The organism is Bradyrhizobium sp. 138, assembly GCF_023074075.1.
GTDB lineage: Bacteria > Pseudomonadota > Alphaproteobacteria > Rhizobiales > Xanthobacteraceae > Bradyrhizobium.
Genome location: NZ_JADPKT010000094.1, coordinates 181,968 through 202,977 on the forward strand (window position 1 = coordinate 181,968; position 21,010 = coordinate 202,977).

General features: G+C 65.4%; 18 protein-coding genes. 9 read left to right on the top strand and 9 right to left on the bottom strand.

The genetic code is table 11. The features are described 5' to 3' along the window. Positions 1-87: 87 nt before the first annotated feature. From IVA79_RS33105 to IVA79_RS33125, 5 genes are read left to right on the top strand one after another with little or no spacing between them, the layout of a single operon-like run. Complete coding sequence (locus IVA79_RS33105; protein WP_247561189.1) at positions 88-1,824, top strand: ABC transporter ATP-binding protein; 1,737 nt, start codon at positions 88-90, stop codon at positions 1,822-1,824. A 26-nt stretch (positions 1,825-1,850) separates the two neighbouring features. Beyond that, positions 1,851-2,030 (top strand): DUF4089 domain-containing protein, encoded by a 180-nt coding sequence (locus tag IVA79_RS33110; RefSeq protein ID WP_247561190.1) that lies wholly within the window; start codon positions 1,851-1,853, stop codon positions 2,028-2,030. 7 nt (positions 2,031-2,037) lie between these two features. Then, positions 2,038-3,432 (top strand): AtzE family amidohydrolase, encoded by a 1,395-nt coding sequence (locus IVA79_RS33115; protein ID WP_247561193.1) that lies wholly within the window; start codon positions 2,038-2,040, stop codon positions 3,430-3,432. A gap of 12 nt (positions 3,433-3,444) precedes the next feature. Beyond that, positions 3,445-3,840: an oxalurate catabolism protein HpxZ gene (gene hpxZ / locus IVA79_RS33120; protein WP_247561194.1), complete on the top strand. Its 396-nt coding sequence runs from the start codon at positions 3,445-3,447 to the stop codon at positions 3,838-3,840. Further along, positions 3,837-4,559, top strand: coding sequence for a GntR family transcriptional regulator (locus IVA79_RS33125; RefSeq protein ID WP_247561197.1), 723 nt, complete (start codon positions 3,837-3,839; stop codon positions 4,557-4,559). Before hpxZ ends, IVA79_RS33125 begins: the two co-directional genes overlap by 4 nt. A 144-nt stretch (positions 4,560-4,703) precedes the next feature. Here the strand turns inward: IVA79_RS33125 and atzF are convergent, their stop codons facing one another. Both atzF and IVA79_RS33135 read right to left on the bottom strand, forming a co-directional pair. Further along, positions 4,704-6,512: an allophanate hydrolase gene (atzF, locus tag IVA79_RS33130; RefSeq protein WP_247561199.1), complete on the bottom strand. Its 1,809-nt coding sequence runs from the start codon at positions 6,510-6,512 to the stop codon at positions 4,704-4,706. Positions 6,513-6,706: 194 nt separating this feature from the next. Then, on the bottom strand, positions 6,707-7,213 hold the full coding sequence (locus IVA79_RS33135; protein ID WP_247561200.1) for a MarR family winged helix-turn-helix transcriptional regulator: 507 nt from the start codon (positions 7,211-7,213) through the stop codon (positions 6,707-6,709). Positions 7,214-7,366: 153 nt separating this feature from the next. Here IVA79_RS33135 and IVA79_RS33140 point away from each other — a divergent pair, with 153 nt between their 5' ends. Next, on the top strand, positions 7,367-9,223 hold the full coding sequence (locus tag IVA79_RS33140) for a feruloyl-CoA synthase (protein ID WP_247561202.1): 1,857 nt from the start codon (positions 7,367-7,369) through the stop codon (positions 9,221-9,223). 373 nt (positions 9,224-9,596) lie between these two features. Here IVA79_RS33140 and IVA79_RS33145 read toward each other — a convergent pair whose 3' ends face one another. Next, positions 9,597-10,103 carry a MarR family winged helix-turn-helix transcriptional regulator gene (locus IVA79_RS33145; protein WP_247561203.1) on the bottom strand — a complete coding sequence of 169 codons (507 nt, stop codon included), beginning with the start codon at positions 10,101-10,103 and terminating at the stop codon, positions 9,597-9,599. A gap of 83 nt (positions 10,104-10,186) precedes the next feature. Between IVA79_RS33145 and IVA79_RS33150 the strand changes: the two genes are divergently transcribed. Together IVA79_RS33150 and IVA79_RS33155 are read left to right on the top strand one after the other, a co-directional pair. After that, positions 10,187-11,407 carry a cytochrome P450 gene (locus IVA79_RS33150; RefSeq protein WP_247561205.1) on the top strand — a complete coding sequence of 407 codons (1,221 nt, stop codon included), beginning with the start codon at positions 10,187-10,189 and terminating at the stop codon, positions 11,405-11,407. A gap of 44 nt (positions 11,408-11,451) precedes the next feature. Then, positions 11,452-12,663, top strand: a complete 1,212-nt coding sequence (locus IVA79_RS33155; protein ID WP_247561207.1) for an ABC transporter substrate-binding protein — start codon at positions 11,452-11,454, stop codon at positions 12,661-12,663. Between the two features lie 126 nt (positions 12,664-12,789). Here the strand turns inward: IVA79_RS33155 and IVA79_RS33160 are convergent, their stop codons facing one another. After that, on the bottom strand, positions 12,790-14,052 hold the full coding sequence (locus IVA79_RS33160; RefSeq protein WP_247561209.1) for an NAD(P)/FAD-dependent oxidoreductase: 1,263 nt from the start codon (positions 14,050-14,052) through the stop codon (positions 12,790-12,792). A 334-nt stretch (positions 14,053-14,386) separates the two neighbouring features. Between IVA79_RS33160 and IVA79_RS33165 the strand changes: the two genes are divergently transcribed. Next, on the top strand, positions 14,387-15,559 hold the full coding sequence (locus IVA79_RS33165; protein WP_247561211.1) for an ABC transporter substrate-binding protein: 1,173 nt from the start codon (positions 14,387-14,389) through the stop codon (positions 15,557-15,559). Between the two features lie 216 nt (positions 15,560-15,775). Here IVA79_RS33165 and IVA79_RS33170 read toward each other — a convergent pair whose 3' ends face one another. Genes IVA79_RS33170 through IVA79_RS33190 form a run of 5 tightly spaced genes read right to left on the bottom strand, consistent with a single transcriptional unit; the run spans position 15,776 to position 21,001 of the window. Further along, positions 15,776-17,647 carry a sugar phosphate isomerase/epimerase and 4-hydroxyphenylpyruvate domain-containing protein gene (locus IVA79_RS33170; protein ID WP_247561213.1) on the bottom strand — a complete coding sequence of 624 codons (1,872 nt, stop codon included), beginning with the start codon at positions 17,645-17,647 and terminating at the stop codon, positions 15,776-15,778. Continuing rightward, positions 17,644-18,381, bottom strand: coding sequence for an ABC transporter ATP-binding protein (locus tag IVA79_RS33175; protein WP_247561215.1), 738 nt, complete (start codon positions 18,379-18,381; stop codon positions 17,644-17,646). The genes IVA79_RS33170 and IVA79_RS33175 overlap by 4 nt, the downstream gene beginning before the upstream one ends. 9 nt (positions 18,382-18,390) lie before the next feature. Then, complete coding sequence (locus IVA79_RS33180) at positions 18,391-19,134, bottom strand: ABC transporter ATP-binding protein (protein WP_100179514.1); 744 nt, start codon at positions 19,132-19,134, stop codon at positions 18,391-18,393. Continuing rightward, positions 19,131-20,129 carry a branched-chain amino acid ABC transporter permease gene (locus tag IVA79_RS33185; RefSeq protein ID WP_247561217.1) on the bottom strand — a complete coding sequence of 333 codons (999 nt, stop codon included), beginning with the start codon at positions 20,127-20,129 and terminating at the stop codon, positions 19,131-19,133. Before IVA79_RS33185 ends, IVA79_RS33180 begins: the two co-directional genes overlap by 4 nt. After that, positions 20,126-21,001: a branched-chain amino acid ABC transporter permease gene (locus tag IVA79_RS33190; RefSeq protein WP_247561219.1), complete on the bottom strand. Its 876-nt coding sequence runs from the start codon at positions 20,999-21,001 to the stop codon at positions 20,126-20,128. Before IVA79_RS33190 ends, IVA79_RS33185 begins: the two co-directional genes overlap by 4 nt. Between the last annotated feature and the right edge of the window lie 9 nt (positions 21,002-21,010).

Sequence of the window (21,010 nt, forward strand, 5' to 3'; positions counted from 1 at the left end):
AAAAATCCGTCGAAAATTCCCCAACGATTCCAGCGCCATTCTACTGTGCATGGGGTTGTTTTCGCACTTTTTGATCGGCAGGCCCGCATGACCGCCCAGCCGCTGCTCGATGTTCAGGACCTCACCGTCGAATTCACCACCCGTCGCGGCATCGTCAAAGCCGTGCAGCACGTCAACATCTCCGTCGCCAAGGGCGAGACGCTCGCCATCGTCGGCGAGTCCGGCTCGGGCAAGTCGGTGACGTCCTATGCGGTGATGCGCATCCTCGACCGCGCGGGGCGGATCGCTGAGGGCTCGGTGATGTTCTCCGGCATCGACGTCAAGGCCGCCACCGAGGACCAGATGCGCGATCTGCGCGGCCGCGAAGTCTCGATGATCTTCCAGAACCCGCGCGCCGCGCTGAACCCGATCCGCAAAGTCGGCGACCAGATCGAGGACGTGCTGCGCACCCATGTGCAGCAGGCCCAGGTCACAGATGGCGGCGAGAAGGCGATCGAGGCGCTGGAGCAGGTCAAGATCGCCCGCCCGCGCGAGCGCTACCACGCCTATCCGTTCGAGCTGTCGGGCGGCATGTGCCAGCGCGTCGTCATCGCGCTCGCGCTCGCCTGCAATCCGCAACTGCTGATCGCGGACGAGCCGACCACCGGCCTCGACGTCACCACCCAGAAGGCGGTGATGGACCTGATCGTCGAGCTGACCAAGCGTAAGGCGATGTCGACCATCCTGATCACGCATGATCTGGGTTTGGCCGCAGCCTATTGCGACCGCGTCGTGGTGATGGAGAAGGGCCGGGTGGTCGAGACCGCCAAGGCTGCCGACATTTTTGCCAACCCGCAGCACCCCTACACCAAGAAGCTGATGCGCGCGACGCCGCGGCTGGGCGTGAGCTTGCGGGACTTGCTGCCGGAGGAAGAGGGAGTAACCCCATCCGCATCCGTCGCCGCTACGCCCGACCAACGCGTCACACAAAGCGATGAGAAAAGCGTGCAACCGCTCCTCCTCGTCGACAAGCTCGTGAAAGAATACCCCCGCCAGGGCGCGACCGCCGTGCTTGGAAAACTGTTCGGCCGCAAGCCGCCGGTGGACCCCGATGTGTTCCGCGCGGTCGACGGCATCAGCTTCTCGATCAGCCATGGCGAGAGCGTTGGTCTCGTCGGCGAATCCGGCTGCGGCAAATCGACGACGTCGATGATGGTGATGCGGCTGCTGGACCAGACCTCCGGCCTGATCCAGTTCGACGGCGAGGACATCTCCGGCGTCGCACCATCCGCCTTCGCCCGGCTGCCGCAGCGCAGCCGCATCCAGATGGTGTTTCAGGATCCGACCGACAGCCTCAATCCGCGCTTCACCGCAGTGCGCGCCATCGCGGACCCCATCATGCAATTGGGCGACATTAGGGGCCGCGACGCGCTGCGCGCCCGCTGCGAGGAGCTGGCGACCATGGTTGGCCTGCCGCACAATCTGCTCGACCGCTTCCCGCACCAATTGTCCGGCGGCCAGAAGGCCCGCGTCGGCATCGCGCGTGCGATCGCTCTGCATCCGAAGCTCGTCATCCTGGACGAGCCGACGGCGGCGCTGGACGTCTCGGTGCAGGCCGTGGTGCTCAATCTGCTTCAGGACCTCAAGGCGCGGCTAGGTATGAGTTATCTGTTCGTCTCGCATGATTTGAACGTGGTGCGCTTGCTGTGCGATCGTGTCATTGTGATGCGGACGGGACGGATCGTCGAGGAGGGCTCTTCCGAGCAGGTGCTCGGCGATCCCAAGGACGACTACACCAAGGAACTGCTGACGGCGATCCCGCATCCGCCGCTGCAGGTCCACTGAGAGTGCACTGATTGTTGGGAAGCGCGATGGCCGAACCTCTGGACGACTATATCGACGCCGTATCGAAAGCGCTGGCGCTGCCGGTCGAGGAGGCCTGGCGGCCCGCGGTGCGGGTCAACCTCGAAGTGTCGCTGCGCCTTTCCCGCCTGGTCGACGAATTCGCGCTGCCGGACGAGACCGAGCCGGCGCCGATCTTCACGGCCTGATGCTGTCATGACCACCAAGCCAGAAATGACCGCCGCCGAAATCGCAAGCGCGGTCGCATCCCGCAAGATGTCCGCGCTCGATGCCACCGAAGCCGCACTCGCGCGCATCAAGCAGCACGACACTATCCTCAATTCCTTCACCGACATCACCGCGGATCGCGCCCGTGCCAAAGCGCGCGCGATCGATGCCGATATCGCGGCCGGAAAGGAAGTCGGCCCGCTTGCCGGCGTGCCCTTCGCGGTGAAGAACCTGTTTGACGTCGCGGGGCTGCCAACGCGCGCCGGTTCGAAGATCAACCGTGACCTCGCACCGGCCAAGCGTGACGCCACGCTGATCGAGCGCATGGAAGCCGCCGGCGCCGTGCTGGTCGGCGCGCTCAACATGGGCGAATACGCTTACGACTTCACCGGCGAGAACGTCCATGACGGTCCCTCGCGCAATCCGCATGATACGACGCGCATGACCGGCGGCTCCTCCGGCGGTTCCGGCAGCGCCGTCGGCGGCGCACTGGTGCCGATTGCGCTCGGCTCGGACACCAACGGCTCGATCCGCGTGCCGTCCTCGTTCTGCGGCATCTTCGGTTTGAAGCCGACCTATGGAAGACTGTCGCGGGCGCGTTCCTTTCCGTTCGTCGCAAGCCTCGATCATCTCGGCCCGTTCGCGCGCTCGGTCACCGATCTCGCGCTCGCCTATGACGTGATGCAGGGCCCGGATGCGGAAGACAGCGCCTGCACGACGCGCGGCCTTGAGCCGACGCTGCCGCTGCTCGCCAATCCGGTCTCGGACCTGCGGATTGCCATCGCGGGCGGGTATTTCCAGAAGAATGTGTTCCCGGAAGCGGTCGAGGCCGTCGGCCGCGTTGCCAAGGCGCTTGGTGCAACGCAGGTGGTCGAGATCCCCGAAGCCGCGCGCGCCCGCGCGGCAGCCTATGTCATCACCACCACTGAAGGTGCCTCCCTTCACCTCGATCGTCTGCGTACGCGGCCGAACGATTTCGATCCGGCGGTGCGCGACCGGCTGATCGCCGGCGCGATGGTGCCTGCTCCCATGGTCGACCGCGCGCAAAAATTCCGCCGCTGGTACCGCGCTCAGCTTGCCGAGATCTTCAAATCCGTCGACGTGCTGCTGGCGCCGGCAACGCCCTGCACCGCGCCAAAGCTCGGCCAGGTCAATTTCAATCTCGATGGCGTCGAGCTGCCGGTGCGCGCCAATATCGGTATCCACACCCAGCCGATCTCATTTATCGGCCTGCCGGTCGTCGCGGTGCCCGTGCCGCTCGAGCCGCTGCCGATCGGCGTGCAGATCATCGCCGCGCCCTGGCGCGAGGACATTGCGCTGCGCGTCGCCTACGCCCTGGAGAAGATGGGCGTTGTGTCAGCACCCACGCCAAGGGGACTTTAAGAGGAATTTGAAATGGAGATCGATCTCCCCGACGTGATCGCGGAAGTCAAAGCCGCATTCGATCGTTATGAGCAGGCCCTCGTCAGCAACGACGTCGCCGTGCTCGGTGAGCTCTTCCGCAACGATCCCCGCACATTGCGCTACGGCATCGGCGAGAATCTCTATGGCTACGAGGCAATCAGCGGCTTCCGCGCCGGCCGCTCGCCGGTCGGCCTCAACCGTCGCACTGCAAAGACCGTGATCACCAGCTATGGCCGCGACGCGGCCGTTGCGTCCACCCTGTTCTATCGCGACACGGCGCCCGGCAAGGTCGGCCGGCAGATGCAGACCTGGATTCGTTTCCCCGAGGGCTGGCGCGTCGTCGCCGCCCATGTCAGCATCATCGACGCGCCGAAAGAGACCGCATGACGCTCGACGAGTTTCCGCGAGAGACACCGCCGACTGAGCCGGTGGTGCCGCGCGTCGATCGTCCCTCGGCATCGGTGCAGAAGGTCACGCGCGCCGAGGAGCTGCGGCTGCAACTCGCCGACGAGATCGTGCGCGGTGCCCTGGCCCCCGGCGCGCCGCTGGACGAGACAGATATTGCGCGCCGTTTCAGCGTCTCGCGGACACCGGTGCGCGAGGCGCTGCGTCAGCTCGTGGCAAGCGGCCTCGTCGAAGCGCGTGCCCACCGCGGCGCGGTGGTGGCGCAGCCCTCGATCGAGCGTCTCAAGAGCATGTTCGAAGCGATGGCCGAGCTCGAGGCGCTGTGCGCTGGTCTTGCCGCCGAGCGTATGTCCGCGGCCGAGCGCCACGGCCTGGAGGCCGTCCACGAGGAGCTGCGGGTCTTAAGCTACACCGGCAATCCCGATCGCTTTCACGAGGTCAACGAGCGCTTCCACAACGCGATCTATGCCGGCTCGCAAAACGGCTACATTGCCGAGATCACGCTGGCGACGCGCGTGCGCGTGCAACCGTTCCGCCGCGCCCAGTTCCGCAATCTCGGACGTCTCGCTAAATCGCAAGCCGAGCACGACCGCGTCGTCGTCGCCATCATGCGCGGCGACAAGCAGGGCGCTGCATCCGCGATGCGCGCGCATATCGAGCTGGTGCGCGGCGAGTACGAGATCTACGCGGTGTCGGTGTAGAGCCGAACACCCGGTGCCGTAGGGTGGGCAAAGGCGCAAAGCGCCGTGCCCACGATCTTTTCATGAAGGACGAGATCGTGGGCACGCTTCCGCCTTCGCTCTTCGAGCTTCGGCGGACAAGTCGCTTTGCCCACCCTACGGGAGCTACGTCTTGGCGGCTTCCGCCACATACGCGCGCCATCCCCCAAACGCGGTGATATCCCGCGCCTCGCCTAGCACCTTCGGCTCGACGAGAAACCCCTTCACGTTGCGTCCATCCGCGAGCTGCACCGTGCCGATCGCCATTGGCGAAGGAATCGCGTTGACGAACCTGCCGAAGGCGGACGACGACAGCGACCAGATCTCCAGCTCGATCGCGGCGCCCTTGCCTGCCGCGACGCGCAGCAGGCCGGGCTTTGGCGGCGTGGTCTTCAGCGCGTAGAGCTTGTAGTCCGGCGCCGTCCTGGTCGCCTCGATTAGGTGGCCGTTCAGCGTCGTCAACTCGCCGTTCAGCACCATGCCGGACAGATGCGCGCCGACCACCGCGATCGCAATGTCGTCGCCGCTGCTTGCCGGCAGCGGCGCGAGCGGTGCCTGCGCCACGCTCTTTGCACCGAGGGTCAGCTTTGTATCCGCATGGAATACGCGGCCGATGCTGGCCAGCATCGCATCGCGTCCTGCGGGCGCGAGCAGCGTGATGCCGAACGGAATGCCGTCGGCGCGCATCGATGCCGGCACGGCAAGGCCGCAGAGATCGAGCAGATTGACGAAATTGGTGTAGGTGCCGAGGCGGCTGTTGAGCTCGATCGGATTGGCGAGCACCTGCGCGGTCGTGTAGGCCGTCGGCGCTGTCGGCAGCACCAGCGCGTCGATATTGGCAAAGGTGCGCTCGGCGATCTTGCGCAGGCCCTGCAGGCGGTAGAGCGCCGAAAAGGTATCGGCCGCCGTCAGCCGCGCGCCGGCCGCGGTGATCTCGCGCGTCACCGGATGAATCGCATCCGGCGCGGACGCGAGCAGATCCTTGATCACGAGATAGCGCTCGGCGACCCACGGGCCCTCATAGAGCAGCCGCGCCGTCTCGTAGAACGGCTCGAGGTCGAACTCGACCAGCGTTGCGCCGAGCGAAGTCCAGCGCTTCAACGCATCGCTGTAGGCGGCCTCCGCCTTCTTGTCGCCGAAGAAGATCAGCTGCCCGTTGCGCGGCACGCCGAGGCGCAGGTTTGCGGTAAACGGTGTGAGCGCGCCCAGCGGCCGGTCACGCGAGAACGGATCGGCCTGGTCTGGCCCCGCCATCACCGACAGAGCGAGCGCGGCGTCGTCGACGGTCAAGGCGAACACCGAGACGCAGTCGAGCGTGCGGCAGGCCGGTACCAGGCCCGCATTCGAGATCATGCCGAGGCTCGGTTTCAGCCCGACGATGTTGTTGAGCATCGCCGGGACGCGGCCTGAGCCGGCAGTGTCGGTGCCGAGTGACAGCGGAACGAGGCCGGCGCCGACGGCGACGGCGGAGCCGGAGCTCGATCCGCCGGGAATGAGATCCTCACGGATCGAGTTCTTGGGAATGCCGTAAGGCGAGCGCACGCCGACGAGCCCGGTTGCGAACTGGTCGAGATTGGTCTTGCCGATGATGATGGCGCCGGCGGCACGCAGCCGCGCCACCGCGGTCGAATCGTGTGTGGGGGTGGTGGAAAAGGCCGGGCAGGCCGCGGTCGTCGGAAATCCCAGCGCGTCGATATTGTCCTTCACCGCAACCGGCACGCCATAAAGCGGCAGTTCGGCGGCATCCGCGCGCGCGGCCAGCTTCTCGGCTTCCGCCACCGCATCCTTCTCGTCGCGCAGGCTGATGAAGATGGCGGGATCGTTGTGGTCATGGATGCGCTGATAGGTCCGCGTGACCGTCTGCGCCGGCGTCAGCGTGCCCGCGCGATGCGCGGCCACAATCGCGGCGATCGTTTCAGGCTGCTCGGCCCCCATGGCGACAAAACTCCGGCAATTCGTCTTCGCCCGGAGCGAAGCAAGCGATGTGCCATTGTGTACAATATCCGGGCAGCTCGATTGCTCCGGATATTATCGTGTGATCAGTGGCTTGGGAGATGTTTCGATGGCCGGACCGGCGGCCGCGCCGGCGCCCTGTGACGGGCATCTGCCCAAATCATGGGCAGTGGAGTTCAGGTGAAGCCGGCGAGGATGCGGAGCAGGTGGGCCCGGTTCTCCTTGCCGATCTTCGCCTCGACGTTCCGCTCGTGCTCGGCCGCGAGCCGCTTGAACTTCGCCAGTGCCGTCTCGCCCGGCGCGGTGAGATGCAGCGCATGTGAGCGCCGGTCCGCCTTCGACTTGATGCGCTTCACCAGCTTGCGCTGTTCGAGGCTGTCGAGCAGGTGCACCAGCCGGGCGCGCTCGATGCCGAGGCGCTTGGCCACGGCCATCTGCGACAGGCCCGGATTGGCGCCGATCACCGTCAGCACCGAATATTGCGTCGGCCGGATGTCGACATCGCCGAGCGTTCGGATGAAATCCTGGAAGATCCAGATCTGGAAACGCCGCACCGCATAGCCGGCGTGCCCGACCAGCGCGTCGAGGCCGACATCGTCGGCGATATCGCGGGGCGCCGGGCCATTGCCGGCGCGCTTGCGTGGGGAGGGGCGGGCGTCGGCCCGGGCTGCACTGGCTGTCACGTCAAGGTCTCCTGCCGCGCAAACCCTAGCGCTTCGGCGGGCCAAGCGAAAGATTGTTGTTGACGACAACAATTGTCGTGCCCAACATTATGGCCAAAGCAACGCGGAACGAAGCCGCGGCCAATCCCGTGACCGGGCGGAGGGAGGAAACACATGACAGTCGCCCCATGCGGTGACGTTGCAGGCCTGTTCGCTAGCCCGCGGACCGTCGCAGAGCATCGCGCCGACGGCAGCATCGTGCTGCGCTCGCCCGATCCATTGCGCGATGGCGCGCGCTGCGTCGGCGACTGGCTGGAGCAATGGGCGCAGCAAAGCCCGGATGCGACCTTCCTTGCCGAGCGCGGCAAGGTCGATGCGCCGTGGACCACAATCACCTACGCGCAGGCGCTGCGCCAGGTGCGCGCGGCAGCGTCCTGGATTCTGGCGCAGGGCCTCAGCGTCGAGCGCCCGCTCGCGATCCTCTCGGACAACAGCATCGATCACGCGCTGCTGGCGCTTGCCGCCCAGCATGTCGGCGTGCCCTCGGCCGCGATTTCGCCGGCCTATTCGTTGATGTCCGGGGATTTCGAGAAGCTCAAGAGCATGATCACCCTGCTCGAGCCAGGCGCGATCTACGTCTCTGCGACAAAACCCTTCGCGGTGGCGCTGGCGGCCATCGCGCCGCTGCACCGGGCGCAGATCATCAGCGGCCATGAGGATGACGCCGGCGCGCTCGCCTTCCGCGCTATTGTCGCAACGCCGGAGAGCCCCAGCGTCGCAAAAGCGTTCGCCGCGGTGACGCCGGATACGATCGCAAAGTTCCTGTTCACGTCAGGCTCGACCGGCACGCCGAAGGCCGTCATCAACACCCAGCGTATGCTGACCTCGAGCCAGCAGGCCAAGGCGCAGACCTGGACATTTCTCGAACCGGGCCGCGGCGATCTGGTCATCCTCGACTGGCTGCCCTGGAGCCACACCTTCGGCGCCAACCACAATTTCAATCTCGTGCTGCGCAATGGCGGCTCGCTTTATATCGACGGCGGCAAGCCTGCTCCGGGCCTGTTTGCGACCTCGCTCGCCAATTTGAAAAGCGTGATGCCGACGGTCTATTTCAACGTGCCGCGCGGTTTCGACATGCTGATCGCGGCCCTGCGCGGCGACGAAGAGCTGCGCCGCCGCTTCTTCGGCGAGGTGAAATTCGCCTTCTATGCCGGCGCGGCGCTGCCGCAAAATCTCTGGGACGCTCTGGAGCAGCTTTCGCTCGAGACTGTCGGTCGCGCGCTGCCGATGGTCTCGGCCTGGGGCTCGACAGAGACGTCGCCGCTCGCGGCCGATTGCCATTTCCTCGCCGAACGTTCCGGCAATATCGGTGTGCCGATCCCCGGCACCGAATTGAAGCTCGTCCCCTCCGGCGACAAGCTGGAGGTGCGGGTGCGCGGGCCTAACGTCACGCCGGGTTATTGGAAGGCGCCCGAACTGACCAGGCAGGCCTTCGACGAGGAGGGCTTCTATCTCATTGGCGATGCCGTGAAGCTTGCCGATCCGGACAGGCCGGAGCGTGGCCTGTTCTTCGACGGCCGCGTCGCGGAGGACTTCAAGCTCAATTCCGGCACCTGGGTCAATGTCGGCACGCTGCGCGTCGCCGGCATCGCTGCGCTTTCGCCGCTGGCGCAGGACATCGTTGTCGCCGGCCATGGCGGCGACGAGGTGCGCTTTCTGGTGTTTCCGAATATCGCTGCCTGCCGCGCCCATGCCGGGCTCGCCGAGACTGCGGCGGTGAGCGATGTGCTGGCGCATGACAAGGTCAGGTCTGCGATCGCGCTAGGCTTGGTGAAACTCAAGCAGCAGGGCCCCAACTCGTCCGGCCACGCTACGCGCGCACTGCTGCTCGCCGAGCCGCCATCGGTCGACGGCGGCGAGATCACCGACAAAGGCTACATCAACCAGCGCGCCGTGCTCACGCGCCGTGCGGAAGCGGTGGCGAAGCTGAACGATGATGCGCCTGGCGAGTGGGTGGGCTGTAGCGAGTAAGGGTACCTTGACTCAGGAGAATATCGTGCCCCGGACGCAGTGCAGCACGAAGTGATGCGCTGCAGAGCCGGGCCCCATCTCTCGTCGTGCACGTAGCTGCTGGGTCCTGGCTCAGCGTCGCGTCATTTCATGCCGCGCCGCGTCCGGGACATGAAATCGGGGCTGCGCTACGCCAGCAACCCTGCCGCATTATCTTGCCGATTCTTTTGTTGCTTAAGCAACTAATTTGTGCGAACCGTTCTAGAGGAGGATGACGGCGGGCAAACCGCTGCGCCTTTTTCTGGAGGAAACAATGCGCGGCAGAACCGGTGCCGTCGGCAAGCGCCGACGCATGCCTGAAGGCGGCGAGACGGCGTGCCCGGCGCGCGACCCGTCAGGTCTCGGCGCCGCCGGTGACCGCGCCGAGATTTTCGTGCAGCCGCCGCAACAGGTCGATCAGCACCTCGCGCTCGTCCTTGTTCAGACACGACAGCAGCCGCCGCTCGCGCTCGAGCGCCGCAACGATCACCTTGTCATGGGTGGCGCGGCCCTTCGCCGTCAGCGAGATCGAATGAGTGCGGCCGTCATTCGGGTCGGTGCGGATCGACACCAGCCCGCGCTTGTCGAGGCCCGCCAACGTCCGGCTCACCGGACCCTTGTCGAAGCCGATGACGTGGCAGATGCGCGATGCCGGAATGCCGGGTTCGATCGCCAGCAGCGACATGATCCGCCATTCCGTGACGTTGACGCCGAACTCGCGCTGATAGAGCGCGGTCGCGCTGTTCGAGAGCTTATTGGCGATGAAGGTGACGAACGCCGGGACGTAACGGTCGAGGTCGAGCGTCGGTCCCGCCTCGTTGGGCGCAGGCTTTTGGCGGGATCTGGTCGAGGGCGCAGGCATATCGGGATTTTATCTCGCGGCGGGACGGCTGACCTAATGGCATGCGCCGGCCTTTCACAAGATCAAAATGAGGGAGGTCTTCCATGACCGCATCCGGCTCCCCTGGATCGACGGGCTCTGCGGCCGTTCCGCATCTTGACGTCGATCCCTTCGACATGAAGTTTTTTGCCGACCCCTATCCCACGCATCAGCGGCTGCGCGAGGCCGGGCCGGTGGTCTATCTCGACAAGTGGAACGTCTATGGCGTGGCGCGCTACGCCGAGGTCCATGCGGTGCTGAACGATCCCGCGACCTTCTGCTCCAGCCGCGGCGTCGGCCTGTCCGACTTCAAGAAGGAGACGCCGTGGCGGCCGCCGAGTCTGATCCTCGAAGCCGATCCGCCTGCGCACACCCGCACCCGCGCCGTGCTGTCGAAGGTGCTGTCGCCGACCGTCATGAAGGGGCTGCGCGACCGCTTCGCCGCGGCGGCCGAGAAGCTGGTCGACGAATTGCTGGAGAAACGCAGCTTTGACGCGATCACGGATCTGGCGGAGGCCTATCCGCTCTCGATCTTTCCGGATGCGCTCGGGCTGAAGCCGGAGGGACGCGAGCACCTGATTCCCTACGCGAGCGTCGTCTTCAACGCCTTCGGGCCGCCCAATGAATTGCGTCAGAAAGCGATCGCGCGCTCGGCGCCGCACCAGGCTTACGTCACCGCGCAGTGTCAGCGGGACAATCTCACGCCCGGCGGCATCGGCGCCTGCATTCACGCCCACGTCGACGAAGGGGCAATTACGGCGACGGAAGCGCCGCTGCTGGTTCGCTCGCTGCTCTCCGCCGGCCTCGACACCACCGTCAATGGTATCGGCGCCGCCGTCTATTGCCTCGCGCGCTTCCCGGAGCAATGGCAGCGCCTGCGTGCGGATCTCACACTGGCGCGCAATGCCTTCGAGGAGGCGGTGCGCTTCGAGAGCCCGGTGCAGACGTTCTTCCGCACCACCACCCGCGAAGTCGAGCTGTCCGGAGCGACCATCGGCGAGGGCGAGAAGGTGCTCATGTTCCTCGCCGCCGCCAACCGCGATCCGCGGCGCTGGGACGAGCCCGACAGCTACGACATCGGCCGCCGCACATCGGGCCATGTCGGCTACGGCTCCGGCATCCACATGTGCGTCGGCCAGCTCGTGGCGCGGCTCGAAGGGGAGACGATGCTCTCGGCGCTGGCCCGCCGGGTTGCCAGCATCGAGATCGCCGGCGAGCCTAGGCGCCGTTTCAACAATACGCTGCGCGGGCTCGACAGCCTGCCGGTGACCATCACGCCGGCCTGACGCGGTCGGCGACGCAAACAACACATGCAAAAGGGGAGGGAGCATTGAAGAACTTGAAGTGGACGCTTGCGCTGGCCGCAAGCCTGGTATCCGGCGCGGCAAGCGCCGAGATCTCCGACAATGTCGTGCGCGTCGGTGTGCTCAACGACATCTCCGGCATCTTCCAGGACACCAACGGCATGGGCTCGGTGGAAGCCGCGCGCATGGCGGCGGAGGATTTCAATGGTGGCGGCAAAGGCATCAAGGTCGAGATCGTCTATGCCGACCATCAGAACAAGGCCGATGTCGGCAACGCCATTGCGCGCAAATGGCTCGATGTCGAAGGCGTCGATGCTATCGTCGACGTACCGAACTCGGCGGTCGGTCTGTCCATCAACTCACTGCTCCGCGACAGCCGCATGACCTTCCTGGCCTCCTCGACCGCGAGCTCCGATCTCACCGGCAAGGCTTGCTCGCCCAACACCATCCAGTGGGTTAACGACGCCTGGGCGACCGGCAACACCACGGCCGCCGCGATGATGTCGCGCGGCGGCAAGGACTGGTATTTCCTCACGGTCGATTACGCGCTCGGCAAGGGCATCGAGGCGGAGGCGCAGAAATACATCGAAGGGCACGGCGGCAAGGTGCTCGGCTCCTCCAAGCATCCGCTTGGCACCTCCGACTTCGCCTCCTTCCTGTTGCAGGCGCAGGGTTCGAAGGCGCAGGTGATCGGCCTTGCCAATGCCGGCGGCGACACGATCAACGCCGTGAAGCAGGCCGCCGAGTTCGGCATCCAGCAGAACGGCCAGAGGCTCGTCGCCTTCCTGCTCTTCATCAACGACATTCACGGCATGGGCATCAAGGTCGCGCAGGGCCTGCAGCTCATGGAGGCCTTCTACTGGGACATGAACGACGACACCCGCGCCTTTGCCAAGCGGTTCGCCGCGCGGCCCGGCATGAACGGCAAGATGCCGAGCGGCAACCAGGCCGGCGTCTATGCCTCCACGCTCGCTTATCTCAACGCGGTTGCCACCACCGGCAGCGACAATGCCAAGGACGCCGTGCCCGAGATGAAGAAGTTCAGGGGCAAGGACAGACTGTTCGGCGACACCACCATCCGCCAGGACGGCCGCGTCGTGCATCCGATGTACCTGTTCGAGGTGAAGAAACCGGAGGAGTCGAAATACCCGTACGATTATTACAAGCTGGTCTCGACGATCCCCGCGGAGCAGGCGTTCCGGCCGATGGCGGAAGGCGGGTGTGAATTGGTGAAGTAGGTCTGGTGCCCCGGACGCAGTGCAGCGCGTAGCGCTGCGCCGCAGAGCCGGGGCCCATAGCTTCTGGATCCCGGCTCTGCGTCGCGTCATTTCATGCCGCGCCGCGTCCGGGACACGAGAGCTTCCCTACACCACCTTACTGCTCCCCTGCGTGATCAACCGCGCCGCGCGCTGATCGCGCGCGTAGATCCAGAGCCAGCTGAGCGCGACGCTGAGGCGGTGGCGGAGGCCGATCAGGAAGTAGATGTGGGCGATGCCCCAGATCCACCATGCGATCGTGCCGCGCAGCTTGAAGCGGCCGAAATCGATGACGGCGAGCCGCTTGCCGATCTGGGCGAGGCTGCCGGCGTGCTTGTAGCGGAACGGGCCGGTCGCAGCACCGCGCAGGCGGGCCTTGATGGTGTCGGCGACGTGTCGGCCCTGCTGCTTGGCGGCCGGCGCGATGCCGGGCACCGGCTTGCCATCCCAGGCGTTGATGCTGACGGTGTCGCCGATCGCAAAAATCTCGGGATGATCAGGAATCGTCAGGTCCGCCTCGACCTGCACCCGCCCGGCGCGATCGCTGGGTGCGCCGAGCCACTCGGCGGCAGGCGAGGCCCGGACGCCGGCGGCCCAGATCCTGGTCTTGGCATTGAGCCGCGTGCCGCCGAAAACAACGCCGTCGCGGTCGATCTCGGTGACGGCCTGCCCGAGCACGACCTCGACGCCGATCTTCTCCAGCGAGGCCTGCGCATAGGCCGAGAGATCGTCGGCAAAGCCCGCGAGCACGCGCGGTCCCGCCTCGATCAGCACCACACGCGCTTTCGTCGTGTCGATGTTGCGGAAATCGCCGGGCAGCGTGCGACGCGCCATCTCGGCGATGGTGCCGGCGAGTTCGACGCCGGTCGGGCCGGCGCCGACGATGACGAAGGTCAGCCGCGCCGCGCGCTTGTCCGGATCGGTCTCGCGCTCGGCGCGCTCGAACGCCACCAGGATGTGCCGGCGCAAGGTGGTACCATCCTCCAGCGTCTTCAGGCCCGGCGCCCATTGCTCCCACTCATCATGGCCGAAATAGGCGTGACGTGCACCGGTCGCCAGCACCAGCGTGTCGTAGGGCACCTCGCTGCCGTCGTCGATCAGCACGCAACGCCTTGCCGCATCGACGCCGCTGACGGTCGCGAACAGTGTCGTGACCTCGGGCCTGTCGCGCATGAGATGACGGATCGGCCAGGCGATCTCGCTGGTCGCGAGCGAAGCGGTCGCGACCTGGTACAGCAGCGGCTGAAACAGATGATGATTGCGGCGATCGATCAGCGTGATCTCGACCGGGGTGCCCGCGAGCCGGTAGGTCGTCTCCAGCCCGCCAAAGCCGGCCCCGACGATGACGACGCGATGCGGTGTCGTGGTCATGATGTACCCTCGAATCTCGCTGCTCCACTCTCCCATTTAAGTGCGGATTGGACGCGGTGGTCCAATAGCTGTCATCAATCGCCGCATAGGCCGAATGTATCGATCAGCCGCGAAAAGCGCCGCAGCCTTGGATCACGCCCTGGACCACGCCTTGGACCAGACCTTGGCCGAAGTGAGTAGAATTATATTTCTTGCCATCCGCGATGGGAGAGAAATATGGTGCAGGGGCAGGCGCTGAGCCATTGGCGGCTCGATGGATTTTGCGTTCAATAGAGACGACCCGGGGCGGCGATCACCCCGCTTGCGGGCTCAATAATTAAGGAGGGGAGTTGTTATGAGGACGGCATTCTGGCTGGCGGGCGCAGCGGCGCTGGTGCTGGCAAATCAGGCATTCGCCGGCGACACCATCAAGATCGGTTTCGTCTCGACCTTCAGCGGCCCGACCGCCGTGATCGGCAACGACATGCGCAATTCCTTCGAGCTCGCGCTCGATCATCTCGGGCGCAAGATGGACGGCAAGCCGGTGGAAGTCATCTACGAGGATGACGGGCAGAAGCCCGATGTCGGCAAGCAGAAGACCGAGAAGCTGGTGCAGTCCGACAAGGTCGATTTCATCGTCGGCTACATCTGGTCGAACGTGCTTTTGGCCTCGCTGAAGACGGCGGTGGATTCGCAGACCTTCCTGATCTCGGCCAATGCCGGTCCGTCGCAGCTCGCCGGCGAGCTCTGCTCGCCTTACGTGTTCTCGACCTCCTGGCAGAACGACCAGACTCCGCAGGCGGTCGGTACCTATATGAACCAGAAGGGTGTCAAGTCGGTGTTCCTGATCGGCCCGAACTACGCCGCCGGCAAGGACATGCTGGCCGGCGTCAAGAGCACCTTCAAGGGTCAGGTCGTGGGTGAGGAATACACGGTGTGGCCGAGTCAGCTCGACTTCTCCGCCGAGCTCTCCAAGGCCCGCGCCTCGGGCGCCGCGTCGATCTTCGTGTTCTACCCCGGCGCCGCCGGCGTGCAATTCCTCAATCAATATGCGCAGGCCGGGCTGAAGAGCACGATGCCGCTCTACACCGCCTTCACCATCGACGAGCTGTCGCTGCCGCTGCAGAAGGAGAACGCGCTCGGGGTGCCCGGCGCGCAGCAATGGGTCAACGACCTCCCCAACGAGCAGAACAAGCGCTTCGTCGCCGATTACCGCAAGAAGTATACGGGCCTGCGCCCGACCTTCTACGGCGCGCAGTCCTACGACGCCGCCCAGCTCATCAACAGCGCGGTGGTCGCGGTGAAGGGCGACACCAGCAAGAAGGACGCGATGAAGGCCGAGATGGAGAAGGCCAACTTCAAGTCGCTGCGCGGCGCGTTCAAATACGGCAACAACCACATCCCGGTGCAGAGCTTCTATCTGCAGGACGTGGTCAAGGACGCCGAAGGCCAGCTCGCGCTGAAGACGGTCGCGACCATCGTCGAGAACGACCAGGATCGCTTCCACGACAAGTGCAAGATGAAGTGAGCTGACGATCCCCGATGCCTCTTCCCCTTCTCCGCGCGTGCGGGGAGAAGGTTGGGGTGAGGGGGCTCTCCGCGAGCACGGACCGGTAGGGTGGGCAAAGCGAAGCGTGCCCACGCATCTCTTGCCGTATCGGGCAGGTGGTGGGCACGGCGCAAGAGCGCCTTTGCCCACCCTACCCGGACTCGGGGAGAGAGACTCCGCAAGAGGAGAGGATCGTTACACCCTTGGCATGCTCGCGGGCCGCACTTCGCGGGCCTGCGCCGCCAGCCTGATGCCGGCGTTGGCGGCACCGAACCCCTGATAGTCCCGCCGCTCGACGATCTCGAAGAAGAAGCGCTCGTCGAAGATGTGGGTGTAGACTTGGAAGAACTCGCCATCGCCCTCGCGGTCGTAGAGGATGTGGTTGGCCCGCAGCTGCGCCATCAGCTCGGGCGCGAGGTCGTATTTGGCTTCGATGTCGTCGTAGTAATTGTCAGGGATATCCAGGAAATCCGCGCCGCGCTGGCGCATTGCCGCAACGGTCGCGAAGATGTCCTTGCACGCGAACGCGACGTGCTGCACGCCTGATCCGAAGAACTCCGTGATGAAACGCGCCGGCAGCGTGCGGTTGGCGGAGGAGCCGTTCAGCACGAAGCGCAGGCTCTGGTCGGCGTTGATGATGGCCTGGCTCTGCACCAGGCCTCTGGGGTCGGCGATCTCCATCTGCGGCAGCCGCTTGAGGTCGAGGATGCCGGTGTAGAACAACAGCCAGGACAGCATCTCGTCATAGGGCATCGACTGCGCGATGTGATCGACGGCGAGCAGCGCGTCCTTGTCTGCGTCGCTCGCGATCGCTTCGAAATCGGTGTCCCAGTTCTTGCCGGCCTGATCGAGGAAATAGAGCAGGCTGCCGCCGACGCCGTGAATGGCGGGGATTTCGAGCTCGCCCGGCCCGACCGGCTGGTAAAAGGTGCGCGCCTTCAGCGCCTCGGCACGCTGCATGGCAAGGCCGGCATTGTCGACATCGAGCGCAATCGCGCAAATGCCGGGGCCGTGCGTGACATAGTGGGAATGGGCAAAGCCGTCGGTCTCGCTGTTGATGACCAGCTCGACCTTGCCCTGCGTCCAGCGCTCCACCGCCTTGCTGCGATGCTGACCGGTCTTGCGGAAGCCGAGTTGCGAGAACAGGCGGGCGAGCTCGCCGGCCTTGGTCTCGTTGACCGCAAATTCGATGAACCCGGTGCCGCGGCTCTTCGCCTTCGGCGCCAGCGGCTCGGCGGCGAATTTCGGCCAGTCCGGCGCCAACTGGTCCTCCAGCAGGATCAGCGAGCGCAGGCCGTCCACCGCGGTCTGCGCGGCCGAGCCGGCGCGGAACTGGTCGTTGAAGATCTCCAGCGACAACGGCCCGGCATAGCCGGTCGCCGCGATCGCCGCCATGAACTCGCCGACCGGCAGATCGCCCTGGCCGGGGAAGGAGCGGAAGTGCCGGCTCCAGGACAGGATGTCGAGCTCGAGCTTCGGCGCGTCGGCAAGCTGCACCAGAAAGATCTTGTCACCGGGGATCGAGGCCATCGCGCGGGTGGGGAATCCCGGCGCGAGCGCGTGAAAGCTGTCGAGGATGATTCCGATCGCGGGATGATCGGCGCGGCGCACGATCTCCCAGGCGTCGCGATAGTCATTGACATGGCGTCCCCAAGCCAATGCCTCGTAGCCGACGCGCAAGGAGCGTTTCGCGGCGCGTTCGCCGAGCTCGCGAAAATCATCGGCGGCGCGGTCGATGCCGCCGAGCGAAGCCGGCGAGACGTTGGAGCAGATCAGCAGCAGGTCGGTGCCGAGCTCCTGCATCAGATCGAACTTGCGCTCGGCGCGGGCAAAGTTGCGCGCGCGCTGCGGCTCGGGCATGCCCTCGAAATCGCGGAACGGCTGGAATGCGCAGATCTCGAGATTTAGGTCCTTGCACAGCTGCGCCACCTCGCGCGGGCCTGACCCGAATGACAGCAAGTCGTTCTCGAAGATCTCGACCGCGTCGAACCCGGCGGCGGCGATAGCACGAAGCTTTTCGTCGAGCGCGCCTGAGAGCGAGACGGTGGCGATTGAGCGCTTGTTCATGCCGCACTCTCCTCCATGGCGCCGCCCAGGAACAATTGGCCGATGCGCGGATCGTTCAAAATGCGTTTGGCGTCGTCGACCATGCGGGTCTGGCCGAGCTCGAGCACGATACCGATGTCGGAGATTTCCAGCGCCGAGCGCGCGTTCTGCTCGATCATCAGGATGGTGACGCCACGGTTGCGCAAGCTTTTGAGGATGTCGAAGGTCTGCTGCACCATCAGGGGCGACAAGCCGATCGAAGGCTCGTCGATCAGCACCAGCTTCGGCTCCAGCAGCAGCGAGCGGGCGATCTCGAGCTGCTTCTGCTCGCCGCCCGAGAGCGTCGAGGCTTGCTGCGCCGATTTGCGCCGCAGCGCCGGGAACAGGTTGAGCGCCGCCTCGATCCGCCGGGGCAGGTCGAGGCCCTTGTCGGCGGCGACACCGCCGAGTTCGATATTGTGGCGCACGGACAGTTCGGGGAAGATGTTGCGGCCCTGCGGCACGTAACAGATGCCGGCATTGAGCAGCGCGCGCTGGCTCAAATTGGTGACGTCGCGGCCGGCAAAGCTGATCTTGCCCTCGCGCAGTTTCAACAGGCCGAAGATCGCCTTGAATACGGTGGATTTACCGGCGCCGTTCGGGCCGATGATGGTGGTGATGGTCGCCTGCGGCACGGCGAAATTCGTGCCGTTCAGGATCGTCATCTTGCCGTAGCCGCCGACGAGGTTGTGAACCGAAAGGATCGGATCGCTCATGTTGGCTTCCTAATGTCCGAGATAGGCTTCGATCACGGCGGGGTTTTTCCGCACCTCGTCCGGCCGCCCCATCGCCAGCACCTTGCCTTCCGCCATCACCATCACGCGCGAGCACAGCGACATCACGAACTCCATGTTGTGCTCGATCACGACGAAGGTGGCGTTCTTCTCGCGGTTGATCGCGACCAGGCGGTCCTTTAGGTCGGCCAGCATTGACGGGTTGACGCCGCCGGCGGGCTCGTCGAGCAGCACCAGGCGCGGTCCGCCCATGAAGGCCATGGCGGCGTCGAGCAGTTTTTGCTGGCCATAGGAGAGGCCACCAGCCGGCTCGTCAGCGAGATGATCGAGCTTGAAGAAGCCAATCATCTGGTTGGCGGCGTCGGTGAGCCCAGCATCGGAGCGGCCGACCAGGCGCGAGGCCATGTTGCCCTGATGCTCCTGCCCCGCAAGGATCAGGTTTTCGCGTACCGAGAGTTTTGGGAACACCTGCAGGAGCTGGAAGGTGCGGCTGACGCCGAGCTTGTTGAGCTCGGCGGGACGCAGGCCGGTGACGAGCTTGCCGTCGAGCTTGACCTCGCCGCCTGACGGGGTGAGCTGACCGAGGATGCAGTTGAACAGGGTCGACTTGCCGCAGCCGTTCGGCCCGATCAGGCCGAGGATCTCGCCCTCGCGCACGTCGAAGGAGACGCCGTCGACGGCGCTGATGCCGCCGAAGTTCTTCTTGATGCCGGTGACTTCGAGGACCGCACTCATTGCGCCGTCTCCAGGCGGGATTTCGCGACGGCCCGCAGCGCGGACGCCGCCTTGGTGCGGCGCTCGGCGAGATAGCGGTCGAGGATTCCCAGAATGCCGGTCGGCGACCAGATCAGGAGCAGCATCACCGCCACCGCGTAGAGCATCAGATAATAGCCCTCGGTGAAGCGCAGCCATTCCGGCAACAGCACCGCGATCATGGCTCCCAGGAACGGGCCGAAATAGAAGCCGGCGCCTCCGACGATCACCATCATCAGGAGGTCGAGCGAGAGCGACAGGTTAAACGGCACCGGATCGATATATTGCGTCAGCGGCGCATAGAGCGCGCCGGCGACGCCGCCGAGAGCCGAGCCGATCGCGAACGCCATCAGAGTGTAGCGCCTTGTGTCGATGCCGAGCGATTGCGCGCGCAGCGGATTCTCGCGCAGCGCCATGAAGGCGCGGCCCCAGGGCGAGCGGATCAGCCACCACACCGCCAGCGACACGATCGCGAGCGAGCCGAGGCAGACATAATAGAAGGGAAGGGGCTTGTTGGTCGCGATGCCCAAAATATGCGGCCGCGGGATGTTGGAGATGCCGTAGATGCCGCCGGTGAGCCAGCTCTCGTTGCGGAACACCAGGAAGGCGAGGGTGGAGAAGGCGAGCGTGACGAAGGCGAGGTAATGATGCTGCACGCGCAGCGCGGGATAGCCGAGCACCCAGCCGATGGCGAAGCTCAAGGCGATCGCGACCAGGATCGCCGCCGGCAGCGGCCAGCCATGCGTGGTCATGATCGCGGCCGCATAGGCGCCGATGCCGACGAACGCGCCCTGCGCCAGCGAGACCTGGCCGGCATAGCCGAGCGTGAGGTTCAGCCCCATTGCGGCGATGCTCATCACCGCCCATTGGCTCAGGATGAACAGGCCGTAGCGGTTGAAGTTCATGGGGACGATGATCAGCGCGGCAATGACGGCAAGGCCAAGCGCGATCTTCAGGGGTTTGGCGAAGCCTCTCATACCGTGCGCTCCTCGGCGCGGCCCAGCAAGCCCTGCGGCCGGAACAGGATGACCGCGATCAGGAAGATCATCGGCACGGCGGCGCGGTACTGCGTCGAGACATAGGCGGCCGCGAGATTGTCGAGCACGCCGATCAACAGGCCGCCCGCGATCGCGCCGCGCACCTGGTTGAAGCCGCCGACGATCGCGGCGATGAAGGCGGCCTGGCCCAGCACCTCGCCGGAGGAGAATTTTGCAAGGTATATCGGCGTAATCAGCAGCGAGGCCAGCGCCACCAGGAAGGCGTTGATCAGGAAGGTCAGCAGGATCATGCGCTCGACGGGGACCCAGATGATGCGTGCCACCGTCGGGTTCTGCGCCGCCGCTTGCATCTGATGCCCGAGCGAGGTGCGATTGAGCAGCGTGGTCAGGCCGACCACGGCGAGGATGGCGACGACGAGCACGCCGATGCTCTGCAGCGACACAGCGTGGTCGAGGATGGAGACGTCGCCGGTCGGCACGATCGAGGGGAATGGCGAGGCCTCGGCGCTGAAGAACTGCTTCACGGCCTCCTTGAGGCCGATCGCCAGCGCCATAGTCGCAATCGCGAGCGGCAGCACGCCGTGCCGCATCATCGGGTCGACCAGCAGCAGCTTGAAGGCAAGGCCGAGCAGGATCATCGAGAGCAGAATGCCGAGGATGATGGCGAGCCAGAACGGCGCGCCGACATGCATCGCCGCCAGCATCAAAAACGCCGGCAGCATCACGAACTCGCCTTGCGCGAAATTGATGGTCTGCGAGGTCTGCCACAGCAGCGTGAAGCCGACCGCAACCAGCGCATAGATCGCGCCGGTGGCGAGGCCTGCGACCAGAAGATCGAATAGGTTGGACATGGGTTCTCT

What these genes read in the sequence shown, in the direction of transcription:
- IVA79_RS33115 (WP_247561193.1), top strand. Translation starts at nt 2,038, where the DNA reads ATGACCACCAAGCCAGAAATGACCGCCGCCGAAATCGCAAGCGCGGTC.
- IVA79_RS33125 (WP_247561197.1), top strand. Translation starts at nt 3,837, where the DNA reads ATGACGCTCGACGAGTTTCCGCGAGAGACACCGCCGACTGAGCCGGTG.
- IVA79_RS33145 (WP_247561203.1), bottom strand. Translation starts at nt 10,103, where the DNA reads ATGCCTGCGCCCTCGACCAGATCCCGCCAAAAGCCTGCGCCCAACGAG.
- IVA79_RS33180 (WP_100179514.1), bottom strand. Translation starts at nt 19,134, where the DNA reads ATGAGTGCGGTCCTCGAAGTCACCGGCATCAAGAAGAACTTCGGCGGC.
- IVA79_RS33190 (WP_247561219.1), bottom strand. Translation starts at nt 21,001, where the DNA reads ATGTCCAACCTATTCGATCTTCTGGTCGCAGGCCTCGCCACCGGCGCG.
- IVA79_RS33140 (WP_247561202.1), top strand. Translation starts at nt 7,367, where the DNA reads ATGACAGTCGCCCCATGCGGTGACGTTGCAGGCCTGTTCGCTAGCCCG.
- IVA79_RS33185 (WP_247561217.1), bottom strand. Translation starts at nt 20,129, where the DNA reads ATGAGAGGCTTCGCCAAACCCCTGAAGATCGCGCTTGGCCTTGCCGTC.
- IVA79_RS33175 (WP_247561215.1), bottom strand. Translation starts at nt 18,381, where the DNA reads ATGAGCGATCCGATCCTTTCGGTTCACAACCTCGTCGGCGGCTACGGC.
- IVA79_RS33170 (WP_247561213.1), bottom strand. Translation starts at nt 17,647, where the DNA reads ATGAACAAGCGCTCAATCGCCACCGTCTCGCTCTCAGGCGCGCTCGAC.
- IVA79_RS33165 (WP_247561211.1), top strand. Translation starts at nt 14,387, where the DNA reads ATGAGGACGGCATTCTGGCTGGCGGGCGCAGCGGCGCTGGTGCTGGCA.
- IVA79_RS33160 (WP_247561209.1), bottom strand. Translation starts at nt 14,052, where the DNA reads ATGACCACGACACCGCATCGCGTCGTCATCGTCGGGGCCGGCTTTGGC.
- IVA79_RS33105 (WP_247561189.1), top strand. Translation starts at nt 88, where the DNA reads ATGACCGCCCAGCCGCTGCTCGATGTTCAGGACCTCACCGTCGAATTC.
- IVA79_RS33110 (WP_247561190.1), top strand. Translation starts at nt 1,851, where the DNA reads ATGGCCGAACCTCTGGACGACTATATCGACGCCGTATCGAAAGCGCTG.
- hpxZ (WP_247561194.1), top strand. Translation starts at nt 3,445, where the DNA reads ATGGAGATCGATCTCCCCGACGTGATCGCGGAAGTCAAAGCCGCATTC.
- IVA79_RS33150 (WP_247561205.1), top strand. Translation starts at nt 10,187, where the DNA reads ATGACCGCATCCGGCTCCCCTGGATCGACGGGCTCTGCGGCCGTTCCG.
- atzF (WP_247561199.1), bottom strand. Translation starts at nt 6,512, where the DNA reads ATGGGGGCCGAGCAGCCTGAAACGATCGCCGCGATTGTGGCCGCGCAT.